The 15,051-nt window shown below is 46.5% G+C and carries 10 protein-coding genes, 23 tRNA genes and 1 pseudogene; 30 read left to right on the top strand and 4 right to left on the bottom strand.

The window, feature by feature from the left end; all coding sequences use genetic code 11:
• The first annotated feature begins 42 nt into the window (after positions 1-42).
• The 23 genes from GSO_RS15200 (at position 43) to GSO_RS15080 (ending at position 2,217) form a co-directional block, all read left to right on the top strand.
• Positions 43-115: transfer RNA gene (locus tag GSO_RS15200), tRNA-Thr, on the top strand.
• A 34-nt stretch (positions 116-149) separates the two neighbouring features.
• Positions 150-221: transfer RNA gene (locus tag GSO_RS15185), tRNA-Gly, on the top strand.
• A gap of 60 nt (positions 222-281) precedes the next feature.
• Positions 282-355 (top strand) — tRNA-Arg (locus tag GSO_RS15180).
• 5 nt (positions 356-360) lie between these two features.
• A tRNA-Pro gene (locus tag GSO_RS15175) sits at positions 361-434 on the top strand.
• Between the two features lie 26 nt (positions 435-460).
• Positions 461-534, top strand: a tRNA-Met gene (locus GSO_RS15170).
• A gap of 8 nt (positions 535-542) precedes the next feature.
• A tRNA-Ile gene (locus GSO_RS15165) sits at positions 543-616 on the top strand.
• A 48-nt stretch (positions 617-664) separates the two neighbouring features.
• Positions 665-738, top strand: a tRNA-Met gene (locus GSO_RS15160).
• Positions 739-744: 6 nt separating this feature from the next.
• Positions 745-818, top strand: a tRNA-Asp gene (locus tag GSO_RS15155).
• Positions 819-823: 5 nt separating this feature from the next.
• Positions 824-896, top strand: a tRNA-Phe gene (locus tag GSO_RS15150).
• Positions 897-914: 18 nt separating this feature from the next.
• Positions 915-985, top strand: a tRNA-Gly gene (locus GSO_RS15145).
• A 13-nt stretch (positions 986-998) separates the two neighbouring features.
• A tRNA-Ile gene (locus GSO_RS15140) sits at positions 999-1,072 on the top strand.
• Positions 1,073-1,099: 27 nt separating this feature from the next.
• Positions 1,100-1,187: transfer RNA gene (locus GSO_RS15135), tRNA-Ser, on the top strand.
• A 4-nt stretch (positions 1,188-1,191) separates the two neighbouring features.
• A tRNA-Glu gene (locus GSO_RS15130) sits at positions 1,192-1,263 on the top strand.
• 9 nt (positions 1,264-1,272) lie between these two features.
• A tRNA-Ser gene (locus tag GSO_RS15125) sits at positions 1,273-1,364 on the top strand.
• 10 nt (positions 1,365-1,374) lie between these two features.
• A tRNA-Met gene (locus GSO_RS15120) sits at positions 1,375-1,448 on the top strand.
• Between the two features lie 6 nt (positions 1,449-1,454).
• Positions 1,455-1,528 (top strand) — tRNA-Asp (locus tag GSO_RS15115).
• A gap of 48 nt (positions 1,529-1,576) precedes the next feature.
• A tRNA-Phe gene (locus GSO_RS15110) sits at positions 1,577-1,649 on the top strand.
• Between the two features lie 4 nt (positions 1,650-1,653).
• Positions 1,654-1,734: transfer RNA gene (locus GSO_RS15105), tRNA-Tyr, on the top strand.
• A gap of 5 nt (positions 1,735-1,739) precedes the next feature.
• Positions 1,740-1,810 (top strand) — tRNA-Trp (locus tag GSO_RS15100).
• A gap of 9 nt (positions 1,811-1,819) precedes the next feature.
• A tRNA-His gene (locus tag GSO_RS15095) sits at positions 1,820-1,892 on the top strand.
• 7 nt (positions 1,893-1,899) lie between these two features.
• A tRNA-Gln gene (locus GSO_RS15090) sits at positions 1,900-1,971 on the top strand.
• Positions 1,972-2,017: 46 nt separating this feature from the next.
• Positions 2,018-2,088, top strand: a tRNA-Cys gene (locus tag GSO_RS15085).
• 45 nt (positions 2,089-2,133) lie between these two features.
• Positions 2,134-2,217, top strand: a tRNA-Leu gene (locus GSO_RS15080).
• Between the two features lie 266 nt (positions 2,218-2,483).
• Here GSO_RS15080 and GSO_RS15070 read toward each other — a convergent pair.
• Complete coding sequence (locus GSO_RS15070) at positions 2,484-2,678, bottom strand: hypothetical protein (RefSeq protein ID WP_010493846.1); 195 nt, start codon at positions 2,676-2,678, stop codon at positions 2,484-2,486.
• A 767-nt stretch (positions 2,679-3,445) separates the two neighbouring features.
• Entirely contained in the window at positions 3,446-3,988 is a 543-nt protein-coding gene (locus GSO_RS15065) for a sigma-70 family RNA polymerase sigma factor (RefSeq protein WP_010493845.1), read from the bottom strand.
• A gap of 450 nt (positions 3,989-4,438) precedes the next feature.
• Here GSO_RS15065 and GSO_RS15060 point away from each other — a divergent pair, with 450 nt between their 5' ends.
• The 4 genes from GSO_RS15060 (at position 4,439) to GSO_RS15045 (ending at position 9,645) form a co-directional block, all read left to right on the top strand.
• On the top strand, positions 4,439-6,139 hold the full coding sequence (locus GSO_RS15060; protein ID WP_075760706.1) for an APC family permease: 1,701 nt from the start codon (positions 4,439-4,441) through the stop codon (positions 6,137-6,139).
• A gap of 234 nt (positions 6,140-6,373) precedes the next feature.
• The gene (locus GSO_RS15055) at positions 6,374-7,582 is read left to right on the top strand and encodes a glycosyltransferase family 4 protein (protein ID WP_010493843.1); all 1,209 of its coding nucleotides are present in this window, start codon (positions 6,374-6,376) and stop codon (positions 7,580-7,582) included.
• A gap of 2 nt (positions 7,583-7,584) precedes the next feature.
• A complete protein-coding gene (locus tag GSO_RS15050) occupies positions 7,585-8,613 on the top strand; it encodes a glycosyltransferase family 4 protein (protein ID WP_010493842.1) in 1,029 nt (342 codons plus the stop codon).
• Positions 8,614-8,625: 12 nt separating this feature from the next.
• On the top strand, positions 8,626-9,645 hold the full coding sequence (locus GSO_RS15045; RefSeq protein ID WP_010493841.1) for a lysylphosphatidylglycerol synthase transmembrane domain-containing protein: 1,020 nt from the start codon (positions 8,626-8,628) through the stop codon (positions 9,643-9,645).
• A gap of 135 nt (positions 9,646-9,780) precedes the next feature.
• On the opposite strand, the gene GSO_RS15040 is transcribed toward GSO_RS15045, so the two are convergent.
• On the bottom strand, positions 9,781-10,953 hold the full coding sequence (locus GSO_RS15040; protein WP_010493840.1) for a pyridoxal phosphate-dependent aminotransferase: 1,173 nt from the start codon (positions 10,951-10,953) through the stop codon (positions 9,781-9,783).
• A 167-nt stretch (positions 10,954-11,120) separates the two neighbouring features.
• On the opposite strand from GSO_RS15040, the gene GSO_RS15035 reads away from it, so the two are divergent.
• From GSO_RS15035 to GSO_RS16150, 3 genes and pseudogenes are all read left to right on the top strand, one after another.
• A complete protein-coding gene (locus tag GSO_RS15035; protein WP_010493839.1) occupies positions 11,121-11,396 on the top strand; it encodes a YkuJ family protein in 276 nt (91 codons plus the stop codon).
• A 494-nt stretch (positions 11,397-11,890) separates the two neighbouring features.
• Positions 11,891-13,987 carry an LTA synthase family protein gene (locus GSO_RS15030; RefSeq protein ID WP_010493838.1) on the top strand — a complete coding sequence of 699 codons (2,097 nt, stop codon included), beginning with the start codon at positions 11,891-11,893 and terminating at the stop codon, positions 13,985-13,987.
• Positions 13,988-14,288: 301 nt separating this feature from the next.
• Positions 14,289-14,749, top strand: a pseudogene (locus GSO_RS16150) (Fur family transcriptional regulator).
• Between the two features lie 32 nt (positions 14,750-14,781).
• Here the strand turns inward: GSO_RS16150 and GSO_RS18490 are convergent.
• A partial coding sequence (locus GSO_RS18490; RefSeq protein WP_010493836.1) for a hypothetical protein occupies positions 14,782-15,051 on the bottom strand: 270 nt, incomplete at its 5' end.

The following is a 15,051-nucleotide window of genomic DNA, read 5'->3' as shown; positions in this document are numbered from 1 at the left end:
GAGAATTATTGGTTTTAAATGGCGGCTCAAGTCGATATTTTTGCCGACTTAGCTCAGTTGGTAGAGCATCTGTCTTGTAAACAGGGGGTCGAAGGTTCGAATCCTTTAGTCGGCATGGCACCAATAATTTGATAAGCATCTTGTTTCATGCGGAAGTAGTTCAGTGGTAGAACATCACCTTGCCATGGTGGGGGTCGCGGGTTCGAATCCCGTCTTCCGCTTTCCAAACGCAGTGCCGAGGGTGCGTTTGGTCGAAAGATTCCTCGGTATTATCATGATTTGCACCCATAGCGCAACTGGATAGAGTGTCTGACTACGAATCAGAAGGTTGTAGGTTCGACTCCTACTGGGTGCATTGGACGGGAAATAGCTCAGCTTGGTAGAGCACCTGGTTTGGGACCAGGGGGTCGCAGGTTCGAATCCTGTTTTCCCGATTGGACGCCTGTCCATATGGTTTTTTCGCGGTGTAGCTCAGCTGGCTAGAGCGTCCGGTTCATACCCGGGAGGTCGAGGGTTCGATCCCCCCCGCCGCGATTGAGCTTGGACCTTTAGCTCAGTTGGTTAGAGCAGACGGCTCATAACCGTCCGGTCGTAGGTTCGAGCCCTACAAGGTCCATCTTTACAGGGTGGTCACTGTTCGGTATAATCGATTTGTTACTGTTATCGCGGGATGGAGCAGTTCGGTAGCTCGTCGGGCTCATAACCCGAAGGTCGCAGGTTCAAATCCTGCTCCCGCAATTACATGGTTCCATGGTCTAGTTGGTTAGGACGCCTGCCTGTCACGCAGGAGATCACGGGTTCGAGTCCCGTTGGGACCGTTTGCGGCTCGGTAGCTCAGTCGGTAGAGCAATGCATTGAAGCTGCATGTGTCGGCAGTTCGATTCTGTCCCGCGCCATTTCATAATCACCCTTATGCGGGTGTAGTTTAGTGGTAAAACCACAGCCTTCCAAGCTGTTGTCGCGAGTTCGATTCTCGTCACCCGCTGCGATTATGATATGGGCCTATAGCTCAGTTGGTTAGAGCGCACGCTTGATAAGCGTGAGGTCGGTGGTTCAAGTCCACCTAGGCCCATTGTTCCATTAATTTTATATTGCACATGGAGAAGTACTCAAGTGGCTGAAGAGGCGCCCCTGCTAAGGGTGTAGACCGGGAAACTGGTGCGAGGGTTCAAATCCCTCCTTCTCCGTTGTGGCCCGTTGGTCAAGTGGTTAAGACACCGCCCTTTCACGGCGGTAACATGGGTTCAAATCCCGTACGGGTCATGGTTAGATGGAGAATTACCCAAGTCTGGCTGAAGGGAACGGTCTTGAAAACCGTCAGGTGGGCGTAAGTCCACGCGAGGGTTCGAATCCCTCATTCTCCTTTATTATTATCGCGGGATGGAGCAGTTCGGTAGCTCGTCGGGCTCATAACCCGAAGGTCGCAGGTTCAAATCCTGCTCCCGCAATTACATGGTTCCATGGTCTAGTTGGTTAGGACGCCTGCCTGTCACGCAGGAGATCACGGGTTCGAGTCCCGTTGGAACCGTCCCCCTCTAATTGAGGGGAACATCAACTTCATAAAAGCGATCTAAATGGCTCGGTAGCTCAGTCGGTAGAGCAATGCATTGAAGCTGCATGTGTCGGCGGTTCGATTCCGTCCCGCGCCATTATGGAGGAGTAGCGAAGAGGCTAAACGCGGCGGACTGTAAATCCGCTCCTTCGGGTTCATAGGTTCGAATCCTATCTCCTCCATTTATAGGGATATAGTTTAATGGTAGAACTACGGTCTCCAAAACCGTCAGTGTGGGTTCAACTCCTACTATCCCTGCTTATCATGGCGGTATTGGTGAAGCGGTTAACACACCGGTTTGTGGCACCGGCATACGTGGGTTCGATCCCCACATACCGCCCTTTTACTGGGGTATAGCCAAGCGGTAAGGCAACGGACTTTGACTCCGTCATGCGCTGGTTCGAATCCAGCTACCCCAATTTTCTCCATCTGCCATAGGAGAAACGCGCTTAACTTGATGAATATGGCGGTGTAGCCAAGCGGTAAGGCATGGGTCTGCAAAACCTTGATCGTCGGTTCGATTCCGATCACCGCCTTATCTTGCGGTTAACGCCCAGCAAGAGAGTGCCATTTTACATTATGCCGGTGTGGCGGAATTGGCAGACGCGCGGGATTCAAAATCCCGTTCCAGCAATGGAGTATCGGTTCGACCCCGATCACCGGTAGACTTGCCCCTATAGTGGGGCTTTTTTTGTACCTTGAAATAGGTGAGGGGTAAAAAAATGATCGGCTATCTGGTAATTTCTGTGCCAAATGCCGATCATCTTTCATTCATGAACCGTTTTCGAATTTACTGTTCGCTGTTTGATTTTTGTCATTTGCCGCCAGCTTTTTCTGGTGAATAGGCTCATGGTGTGGTCTGAGTGGTACTTTTCGGTGCGCATAAGGAACTTTGGGCTTTATTTTCCGATTTATTGGGCCTGAGACAGGCTTACTGTCCATTTGCCATGAATTTAAGAATGACGATCCCTAAACCGATGATGATGAGCAGTATCGCGATCAGATTAACGCCGCGGTTGACACTTCGATAGTGGGTGAAGAATCCATAATCAATGCGCGTGTTTACGCCTGCGATCAACATGCCTAAGACAAATAGCGCACCACCGATAACAATAACGATATCCATTTTGATTTCCTCCATTTCTGCGTGGAAATTGACTGCTCAATATTTTGGTTCTGTTTTGAAAAGAGGAATGCCAAGCAGTCATAAATAAGTGTATGGCAGCGTTAGTCATTCATCACTGTGGACGTGTGAATGCGGCCTCAGGCTTTTTCAATGTCATCTAATTAACAGGTACCTTCTGTAGATGTGATGGAGATGCGCTCATGTTAGTGCTTTTTGTGTCACCAGGTTTTCTGAGTGCATGTGAGACGCGCTGTCTTTTGCAGCACACATCTTGAGGCCTGTCGCTGTTGCTTTTCCATAACTGGTTGCCTTCCATTGATCATATCAATAATGACGCCAAAAATCGACTCTTCGGAATTGATCTTTACGTGTGTCCAACTGGCTTGGTAGGCTGATTTGAAGAGATTTCGGCGTGAGCTTGAATAGATAAAGTTTTTTTAAAGTGGCAAGTTTTACAAGGATTTGACACTCCAACTTGGCTGGATTGATGCGTATGGCTTGCTTAAAAGTTGTGGGTTAGTTTTTTGTGTTTGCTGTCCCAAATCCCTAAACGGGTGGTCGCTTTAACGGAATGAGACTATGGCCACTCACAGGATTCCAGAAAGTTGAAGATAAAAGCACTCCTAAGCTAAATGCCGGCTTGTAGCCCGGTTTTTAGCTAAATATATTCATATCACGCAAAACTGCCTTACCGTGTCCGTCGTTAACGGCCATGGTAAGGCAGTTGTGGCGTTTCAGCAATCCCGGGAAGCTTTTTGGAGTTCTTGTTACTCGTCTTCCCGCGAGAACTTCAGAATCTTCGCGCGAGCGCGTTCCAACGCGCGTCGATGCCGATCAAGCATGGGCTTTTTGGACGGATATAGAATGGCCGCCTCAAATGCCTCATATTCCAAGGGTGACAAACTTTCCAGAAACTGTAAGAATTCGACGCGCATTAGCAGTCCGTCTTCAACTGAGCGAATTGCCAGTCGATCATGCAAGGACTCGAGTGACGTGTCATTGACCGGAATAGCGTTGGCGTCAATGCGGCGTTTATGGGCAAAGTGTTTGCGCAACACCGAGCGCAGGTGGGATTTTAAAACCATCCGATAGTAGGGGCCAAACTGTGAGCCGCTGCTGCCGTCATAGCGAACAACGGCTTTAAGCATCGCAATCCGGGCCTCCTGCATCCAATCGTCGTATGAAAAGTCTCTGAGATGGTAAGGTTTTAAAACCGTCAACACCAATGGCCGATACTGAGCGAATAGTTTGCCAAATGCTGCCGAATCGTTTACAGCTTCACGTATGAGTTCTATTTCTACTTGTTTCATATCGCCTCCTCCCTCCGATTAACTAGCAGTATTACCCTGTAATGACAAGATTATTCTACAATAAAACGTTTGCAATTGAATAGCGAACAATTGTTCAGTTATACCATTTACTCACTTGTATGCTCGCAAAAAGGAGAACAGATAGCACTTTTGAAAATGCAAAATTAATAACATTATTTTCTTATTTTTTTGCGAAAAAATGAGAGCGTACGTATTTAATGCCGAAGTGACAACTTTTTTAAATGAGATCCCGCAATTGAAGCTTCAACTAAATCCCACATTAACGATTGCCAAAATAAAATCGGTATGTGAGGACAGATCGTTTCTATTTTTCGTTTCAGGTGACAAGGATGATTGATTTCTGCAAAGACCCCAAAAAATCTCAGGTACGCGCCACCAGTCCCATGACTTTGTTTGTGGCGCCATCCTACGAGTCAGGTTATTTTACATATGGAGAAATCTGCGTTAAATTATAAAAGTCATTTTATAAGGAGGGTTCATATTATCGCTTCTAAAGGGAAAGATAATAAAATTGGTCTATTTCAATTAGTTATGCTGGCGCTTGGTTCGTTGATCGGTTCCGGCTGGCTTTTTGGATCATGGGAAGCAGCCGCAGTTGCCGGACCAGCTGCGATTTTCTCCTGGATCATTGGTGGCGTCATCATTGGGGTCATCGCTTATAACTATGTCGAACTGGGGACCATGTTTCCTGAGTCTGGCGGGATGAGCAAATTTGCCCAGTATTCACATGGTTCGCTGGTCGGTTTCATCGCATCATGGGCCAACTGGATTTCGTTGGTCACCTTGCTGCCGATCGAAGCTGTGGCGGCCGTGCAGTATATGGCGTCGTGGCCGTGGCAATGGGCGGGCTTTACTCGCGGCTTTTTAAAGGCAGGCAAGATAACGCCGGAGGGCTTGCTAGTCGTTTTTGCGTTTATTATTATTTTCACATTGCTTAATTACTGGTCAGTCACGCTGTTGACGCGGTTTACCAGCTTCATTTCGATTTTTAAAATCGGGGTGCCGCTGCTGACGATTATTTTGCTGGCAATGTCGAGCTTCCATCCCGAAAATTATGGACACTCGTTGGCCACCTTGATGCCATATGGGAGCGCACCGATTTTTGCGGCAACATCGGTATCAGGGATTATTTTCTCGTTTAATGCGTTCCAGACCGTGATCAATATGGGCAGCGATGTTAAACGCCCGCAGAAAAACATCGGACGCGGCATCGGCATCTCGCTGTTAATCAGCGGGGTGATCTATATTTTGCTGCAAAGTGTCTTCATTACGACGATCTCGCCGAATATGTTGGCAACGCACGGGTGGAAAGGATTGAATCTCAATTCACCATTTGCTGATCTGGCCATTTTATTAGGAATTCACTGGTTATCCGTTTTACTTTATATGGATGCCTTTGTGTCGCCATTTGGTACCGGCGTCTCGTTTGTCGCTTCATCAGGGCGCGCACTTCAGGCCATGGTCGGGAACAACCATATTCCTAAATTCATCGGTAAAATTGACGAAAAATACGGAACGCCGCGAGTCGCAATGGTAGTCAATGCAGTCTTGAGTATGGTCATGGTCTCGATTTTCCCGTCTTGGGGAACACTGGCAAGCGTCATTTCGACGGCTACGCTGATCGCTTATCTGACTGGTCCGGTTACGGTTATCTCATTACGCGACATGGCACCTGACTTTAAGCGACCGGTTAAGTCAGCCAGATTGCGTTTCATGGCACCCTTGGCGTTTGTGTTAACTTCACTGGCAGCATATTGGGCGAAGTGGCCAACGACAGTGGAAGTCATCGGCGTCATCTTCTTAGGCATTCCACTGTATTTATTTTATGAATGGCGTTCGGGCTGGCGTTCGACATGGCAACAGCTGAAAGCGTCCGCGTGGATGATCGGCTACCTGATCTTCCTGTCGGTCATTTCCTTAATTGGCAGTCGTGAGTTTAATGGTTTAAACTGGATTCACTATCCCATGGACTTTGTGGTGATTGTGATAGGTGCGATTGTTTTTTACTTCTGGGGAATCAACAGCCACATTTTTTCCAAGTATTTCCGCAGAGCACGGCGGGTCAATGCCAAGGTTAAAATGCCGCCATCTGATGACAGCACCCATGCCGAGCAGACGGCTAAAAGATGATTGCTTTGTTGGCTATTATTAAAAATGTTATGGATAGCGAACGGAGAAGATAGTTTATAAAAGGCTTGGCTTCAACAATGCTTACAAAACGACTGGGAAAAAACTTACGACTTTTGCCTGATGAGGTTAATTTGACGGCAAGGTAAGATAATTCTAAAGGTTTGTGAGAAAATTGCATTTAGCTAAGCCTATCTTTATACTTATACTAAACAAATGACGTCTGGAGGGGATCAGGTGAATATCGGGATTTTTACAGATAGCTACTTTCCGCAAGTCAGCGGTGTCGCGACGTCCATCAAGACCTTGAAGGACGATCTAGAACGCAAAGGTCATCAGGTTTATATTTTTACGACCACCGATCCACATGTGCCGGATGATGCTGTCGAGCCCAACTTATTCCGTTTTACGAGTGTGCCATTCGTGTCCTTTACCGATCGGCGAATTGCGGTGCGCGGATTGTTCCATGCTTATGCCGTGGCTAAGGAACTGAACCTGGATATTGTCCACACACAAACCGAGTTTTCAATGGGTTACATCGGCAAGTTTGTGGCGAAGCAATTAAAGATTCCAACCATCCATACTTATCACACGATGTATGAAGATTACCTGCACTATGTTTTAAATGGTCATCTGCTAAAACCGTATCATGTGAAACAATTTACGCGTGCCTTTCTTTATCATGTCAGTGGCGTGATTGCGCCGTCTGAACGGGTTTACGACACGTTACGGCGCTATGGTGTCAAAACGCAGATTAAGATCATTCCGACGGGGGTTGACTTAACCCAATTTGCCGAGCAAAAAGATCCGCATCTTCGTGAAAAGCTGGGTCTTGCTGACGTCCCGGTACTGATCTCGCTTAGTCGGGTTGCTTATGAGAAGCGGATCGACAAGGTGATCAGTGCGATGCCGGCCATTTTGGCGCAGATTCCTAATGCTGTTCTTTTAATTGTCGGCGACGGTCCGGCGCGAGAAGATTTGGAGACACAAGCAGCTGAGTTAGGAATTGCGGATCATGTGCGGTTTACCGGTGAAATCAATCATGATGATGTAGGTGATTATTACCGCGTTGGCGATGTTTTTGTGTCGGCAAGTGATTCGGAGTCCCAAGGGTTAACTTACATTGAAGCTATGGCGGCCGATCGAAAAGTGGTGGCTTTGTCAGGTGATTACACCGATCATTTACTTGATGATCCGGCACTTGGCACAACGTTTTCAACTGAAGCGGAAATGGTTCATCAAGTTGTGAATTATCTGCGTCATCCTAACGCTTATGATGACCCTAAACCGCGTGCTGAAAAACTAGCTGCCATTTCTGCGGATCGTTTCGGGGATCGCGTGCTTGATTTCTATCGTGATGTTATCAGTCATTATTCGCCTAATGAAGCTGATGAATCTGCGCCATGGACCGATGAAAGTACGAGTAAACGGACCATGAAAGGCTAACTATGATCGTTATTAACATGTTTTCGTCCGCTAATAAAGTGGCGGGGCAAGGCGTGGGAGCAGTCTACACAGAATTAATGGGGCTGCTCAAGCATGACTTTGCCAATGAGTTTCAAATCAATGTGAATCGTTATACGCGCAGTGACATTAGCCATTATCATACAATTGATCCTAAGTTTTACGCCTCAACCTTTTCCAAAAAGCGAGGTCGAAAAATCGGATTTGTTCATTTTGTTCCCAGCACGTTGGATGCCAGCTTAAAGTTGCCGCGAGTTGCGCGGTGGACGCTTGATAAATATACGCTTGCCTTTTATAAGCGGATGGATGAATTGGTCGTGGTCAATCCCAATTTCATTCCGAAATTGGAAGCTTATGGGATCAGTCCCGAAAAAGTGACGTATATTCCGAATTTTGTTTCGCAGCGGACGTTTCATCCGGTGTCAGCCGAGAAACGGCAGGCATTGCGGCATGCAAATGGGTTTAAACCCGATGACTTTGTGATTTTTGGTGCCGGTCAGGTTCAGGATCGGAAAGGCGTCGGTGATTTTATCAAGTTGGCCCAACAGAATCCTGACTTTCGGTTCGTATGGGCAGGTGGATTTTCATTTGGTCGGATCACTGAAGGCTATGAACGGCTTAAGCAGGCAGTAGCGAATGCGCCGGCTAATCTGGACTTTACCGGCATTATGCCGCGGGAAACCATGATTGATTACTATAACATGGCGGACCTGTTTCTTTTGCCGTCTTTTGAAGAGCTGTTTCCGATGTCGGTGCTCGAAGCTTTTGCAACCGATACGCCGGTTATGGTACGTGATCTTGAACTTTACCAGCAGATCATCACCCCTTATGCTATTACCGCAGTTGATGTCGATGATATGCAGGCGCGGATTCGGGCCTTGGCGGATGATCGAGAGCTACTGGCAACTTATGCGGCTAAAAGTCATCAGGCAGCGCAGGTTTATGCGGAAAGCCGCCTTGAAAAGATCTGGCACGATTTCTACGTCAAGCAAGCCGCGTTAGGGAAGCAATAGCCGAGGAGTTATATGACACGGAAGAACAAACTGGCCGTCCTAATCATGGTTCTGATTGGCGCCGGCATTTTTATTTACGAAGCGCGTGATTTGAATGGCGCCAAGCTGGTGCACGAGTTATTATCACTTGATCTAAAGTGGTTGCTGGTGGCCTTTTTGCTCATGTTCGGCTCATGGATTGTCGAAACGTTTGTCGTCCAGATTTTTATCAAGAATGGGACGGATACACTGGATTTTAAGACAGCGCTGCGAGTTCCACTTGTCGAGCAGCTATTCAACGCGATTACGCCAATGGCTTCTGGCGGTCAGCCGGCTCAGTTATTTGCGCTGATGCAAAGTGGCGTTGAGGCCGGTCGTGCGAGTTCGGTGCTCTTGATGAAGTTTGTCGTGTATCAGTTTATGGTGCTGATCAATTTCATCTTAACGTTGGTCATCGGATTTGATCAGGTTTCCAGACATTTCGGCGCGCTGGCTTTATTTATTGTGTTTGGCTTTGTCATTCATGTCATCGTGATTGTCGGTTTGTTGATGGTGATGTACTATTACAAATTTACCAAGCGGCTGGTCAGACTCATCATGGTGCCGGTTGGCTGGTTTGTGAAGCCGGAAAGAAAACTGGCGATGCAGACCGATCTTGATCATAAAATCGATACGTTTTATGCGGAAAGTCTGCATTTAAAGCGGGAAAAAGTGCGCGTGATCAAGGCTTGTTTACTGACGTTGGTGCAGCTGTTACTTTATTATGCGGTGCCGTATTTTGTTCTTCTGGCACTCGGGGTTAATCACGTCAGCATTGTTGAGGTGATTGTTCTGCACGTCATGATCGTCATGATTGTCAGTCTGTTCCCGATTCCCGGCGGTGCTGGCGGTGCGGAATACAGCTTTAAGACGCTGTTTGCGACGTATGTTGCCTCGCCATCCAAGTTGGTCTTAGGGATGTTATTGTGGCGTTTTTTAACTTATTATCTCGGCATGATTTGCGGCATCATTGCGATGGCCTTACCACCCAAAAAGTCGGATAAGATTTCCTGAACATCAGGTGTTGCGCTGCGGTTTGCGCCCAAAGACTCAGACAAATCAAAAGTGACGTTAGAGACATGAAGCAAAATTGTCTCTAACGTCACTTTTTTTAGGTGCTGTGCTCAGTCAGTATATTTTTGGCAGCAATCAGGCAGTGCGGCTGGCGATGAAAGCACGCAGCCGTTTGACCGCTTCTTTAAGGTCGTCCATTGAAGCGGCATAACTGATCCGGATGTAGCCTTCACCACCCGGGCCGAATGCTGTTCCGGAAATCAGCGCCAGCTTCTGTTCATTGGCTAGCGCTTGGGTAAATTCACGCGAATGCATATGAAGCCGTTCAGGAATTTTGGCAAAAAGGTAAAAAGCACCATCAGGGCGGGCTACTTCAAAGCCCATTTGAATAAGGGCAGCATAAACAAAATCGCGCCGTTTGATATAGGCCGCCTTCATGATCTGGGCATCGTCTGCCCCCTTAGTCAGAGCTTCGATGCCGGCACGTTGCGCAATGGTAGTTGCGGCAGTAACGAGATACTGGTGCACCTTTTTGGCTTCAGCGATTAAGTGACGCGGACCCATCAGGAAACCGATGCGCCAGCCGGTCATGGCGTGGGATTTAGATAAGCCGTTGACGACGAATGTCCGATCGTAAGCGTAACGCCCCATTGAAATATGGGTAGCGTCATAAGTTAACTCAGAATAAATTTCGTCACAAATAATATAAAGGTCGTGTGCTTCGGCGATCGAGGCGATGGCCTTAACTTCGGCAGCGTGGTAGGTCACGCCGGTTGGATTGCTAGGGTAATTCAGGATGATTCCCTTAATTTTGGCGTTAGGATTGGCGGCGATGGTCGCCTCGATGAGCTCCGGCGTCAATACAAAATCGGTTTTGCTGGTATCGATATAAATCGGGGTCACATGATTCAAAGTTAAAAGCGGAATGTATCCGGGGTAAATGGGGGAGGGAACCAGGATTGCATCACCTGGATCGCTAATCGTGGTAATTGCTGTTGCTAAGGCTTCAGTCGCGCCCACGGTCACCAGGATTTCATCCGCAGCATCATAATCCGTTCCATACTTAGTTTTGAAAAAATGCTGGGCAGCTGCCCGTAATTCAGGATCACCGACCATGCCGGTGTAATGGGAATAGTTTTCCTGAATGGCTTTGATACCCGCCTGTTTAACGTGTTCTGGCGTGTTAAAATTAGGCTCGCCCAAGGTCAATTTCAAAATGCCGGGAATTTTACTGACGCTTTCGTCAAATTGTCGGATTTCACTGACCTCAATCGCCGGTAATTGTTCATTTAGTGGTTGCAATGTCATACGCGCGCTCCTTATATGTAGGTTGCAAATAGCATAGTCCATTTACCCGTCGTCGCGCAACGTTATCAAAGCGGATAAAACTGCAATTTGAAGTGATATTTCTCCCACAGAGGCGGCGGTTTATGCTAAGCTATTTCTTGAAATAGGAAAAATTAGGAGGCCATTTTATGAAACAATCACAGCTCGTGGCCATCATCAAACGCCTCGAAGCCATGCAGACAGGCGACGGCGAGACACAGTCACGCCGCTTCGAAAAAAATGGTGATGAAAAGGGCCTCGTGACATACGATCCCAAGACCGAAACTTATGAACTTGAAGAACTTGGAACGCACCAGACTTTCCAGTTTGACAACATCGATCTTGCGGCCATGGAAATCTATGATCTGATGGATTTTGATGAAGACGAGGACACTAATGATACTAACGACAGCGACCAGGCTTAAGTCTGAGTGCTGAACGAGGCGGACTTGAAAGGGTTGGCCTCTTTTTTATGTGAGCGTGAGCAGGAGCGCTTAGAAATCGGAGTGTAAGTGGACTCAAGCCTAAATGGCTGGGTTTTGCCATTTAGGCTTGAGGTCCTTACACGTAGATTTCTGCGACTGCGAACGCGTTATAGAAAGCGAAAATCAATTAGCTTTTTGCCTCCAATAGAACAATCCCCAGTAAGAAATCATTGACCACTGCGACCAAGGTCCTTACAATGCAGACTTCTGTGCCGGTGAACGGCTCTATGGAAAGCAGAGCTTCGCATGACACGCACCGTAAATAATACAACGCTCGTTCTCCACGATATCCGGACGTCCCATTTTAAGGCTTCTTTAAGATTGCCCATAATTAAGCTTTAATCAACGGTGAACATTTGTCTTTTGAGAAACAAGCGGTTATCCTAGCGAATGTGCTATACTTTTGACATTAAACAATGACTTGGAGGCTCCAAATGAACCAGATCGGCACTAAACTTCGAGGTTTTTTCAATACAAGACTCGGCTTTTTGGCCCTTGCCATTGTCTTATTCTGGGCAAAGACGTACTGGGCATATCAAGCCAAATTTAACTTGGGAGTCACCGGCAGCTTTCAACATCTGATTTTGGCGATTAATCCCATCCCGACAACGCTTTTTCTTTTTGGCATTGCTTTATATATGTCCGGACGAAAATCGTATGTCACGATGCTGGTGATTGATGCATTGACGTCTGTTTGGCTTTTTGCCAATGTGCTTTATTATCGGGAATTCTCAGACTTCTTGACGTTTGCGTTGATCAAAGGATCGGGAGCAGTTTCCAATAACTTAAACAAAGGGATCATGGGGATTGTTCAACCAACGGATTTCCTGGTTTTTGTTGACGTTGTGGTTTTGATTTTGTTGCTGGCGTTTAAAGTGATTCGCATGGATATTCGCCCGATCAAAAAACGGTTTGCTCTCGGTGTTTCGTTGCTGGCGGTATTGATGTTTGGCGCCAACTTGGCGATGGCCTACAGCGATCGTTCTGGTTTGCTGACCCGGACTTTTGATAACAACTATATCGTCAAGTATCTCGGCCTGAATGCTTACACGGTTGTCGATGGCGTTAAGACAGCTAAAAACAGCGCCACCAAAGCTAATGCCGATTCGAGCGATGTTAAGTCAGTACTGAATTACTTAAACAAAAATCGCGTCGCCCCAAATGCGGAATACACGGGTGTGGCAAAAGGTAAAAATGTTTTCATCATTCACCTGGAGAGCCTGCAGCAGTTTATGATCGACTTCAAATGGGATGGCCAGGAAGTCACGCCAAACTTGAATAAGCTGTATCACGAATCTGATACTTTATCGTTTGATAACTTCTTTAATCAAGTTGGCCAAGGTAAAACCGCGGATGCCGAAATGATGATGGAGAACTCATTATTTGGCTTACCTGAAGGCGCAGCTATGGTGACAGATGGCACGACCAACACGTTCCAGGCAGCTCCGGCTATTTTGGATCAGCATGGCTACACGACCGCTTCATTCCACGGGGATGTACCAAGCTTTTGGAATCGCGATAATACGTATAAGTCTTGGGGGTATGATTACTTCTTCTCGAAGAATTACTTCTCAAGCGGTAAGAATTATGACGTGGGCTATGGTCTGAAAGACAAGATCTTCCTTAAAGATTCGGCTCAATACATTGAACAGCTACCGCAGCCGTTTTATGCCAAAATGATCACGGTTACCAACCATTATCCGTATACTCTGGATAAGGCCAACCAAACGATCAGTAAAACCGATACAGGCGATGACACGGTAGACGGGTATGTGCAGACAGCGCGCTATCTTGACGAAGCCATGGGTGAATTTTTCAATTGGTTAAAAGAAACCGGGTTGTATGATAAATCGATGATTGTGCTATATGGCGACCATTATGGGATTTCCAACAACCATAAAAAGGCGATGGCTAAGTTAACCAACATCTCCGGCTTTAATGACTATAACAACGCCATGTATCAACGAGTGCCTTTTATGATTCATATGCCAGGACTCAAAGGCGGCATTAATCACACGTACGGTGGGGAAATCGACGCGTTGCCGACCATTTTGAATTTACTTGGTGTCAAGGATAACAACACTGTTCAATTTGGTTCTGATTTGCTCTCACCAAACCATCCACAAACAGTTGCATTCAGGAACGGGGATTTTGTGACGCCTGACTTTACCAAGGTGGGAAGTCAGTACTTTAACACCAGCACTGGCAAGAAGATCAGCAAACTATCAGCCAGTCAGAAAAAGACAGTTGATGCGGCTACCAACCGCGTGACGACTGAACTTTCCTTGTCAGATCGCGTGATTAACGGCGACCTTCTCCGATTCTATACGCCAAGCGGCTTTAAAAAAGTCGATCGCAGTGACTTTTCGTATAAGTTAACCGATACGAAGAAGAAGCTCAAAGCTGCCCAAAAAGACGGTACGAGTCTGAAGGCGCAAAATAAGGGTAAGTCTACGGTGGATGAATACAAAACGGATGCACCTGAGCTTAAAAGCAGTAGTGATGACGATAGCAGCGATGACTCAAAGTAGTCATGATGATTATGGTTTAGCAGTGCCCACTGAGGCGCTGCTTTTTTCAATTGACAGCCTGTCTTCATAGGGGCGCTTTGTAATGTGTAAAGGTGACAATATGATCAAAGCCCTTGGCCAAATTAGATGTATCAAGGTTGTCGCTGAGGGATAATCCGTTTTGGTGTACACAAATTCATGCGTGAATCTTAAGTATCTAGTACTGAGAAATTCTAAACTTTTGTAAGTAAAGGTTGTGCTACATTAGAAAAAGGCGTACAATTTTACTAGATGATAATGTTTATAAATTAGGAGGTTGGCGATGAATCAGGCGGTTTATAACAAGACAATTAACTTGCTCAAAGCAAAGCAGATTCGGTCACACCACAGCGTGAAGCGATCATTTCATACATGATCGACAGCACTGCACATCCGACGGCCGAGATGATTTATGCAAAGCTTTCACCGCAATTTCCGCATATGAGTGTTGCCACGGTGTATAACAATTTGCGTCTGTTGGTAGACCTTAATCTAGTTGAAGAAATGTCTTCCAATGATGCGGCAACACATTTTGATTTTCCAATTGAACCGCACTACCATGCGATCTGTACAAATTGTGGGAAGATTTTTGACTTTACCTACCCAGGAGTGACAGACGTTGAAGCGGTTGCGGCTAAAGAAACTGGATTTAAGGTGAGCGGCCATCATCTTGAAGTCTACGGTATTTGTCCTGATTGCCAGGTAAAATTGGGTATGAAGCCAGCAAAGCAGCATACAAAGTGAACAATAATTCGCGTCGAAAAAGTCAAGCTATTTCAGTTTATGCGGTTTTCAGGTCTAGCCTGATTGCCGCACTTTTTGATTTTACGCGAAAAACTGTGGATGAACGTGTAGTTTTCGTTTTCAATAGCTATTTTATGGCAATGATTTGTGCAGGCATTTTGAGAAAAATGCTTGCGTGCTGTCGAGGTTACTGGTATTATATTATTGCTGTCGAAAACCGAACTTTCTTTTTTGGAAAGAGATAGAAGTTGCTTCATAACCTTGTTGTGAAGCTGATTAATAAAAAGTGTTGACACTCGTTT

Origin of the sequence: Lacticaseibacillus zeae DSM 20178 = KCTC 3804 (assembly GCF_000260435.1) — a bacterium.
GTDB classification, from domain to species: domain Bacteria; phylum Bacillota; class Bacilli; order Lactobacillales; family Lactobacillaceae; genus Lacticaseibacillus; species Lacticaseibacillus zeae.
This window is presented reverse-complemented; position numbering and strand designations above follow the sequence as displayed.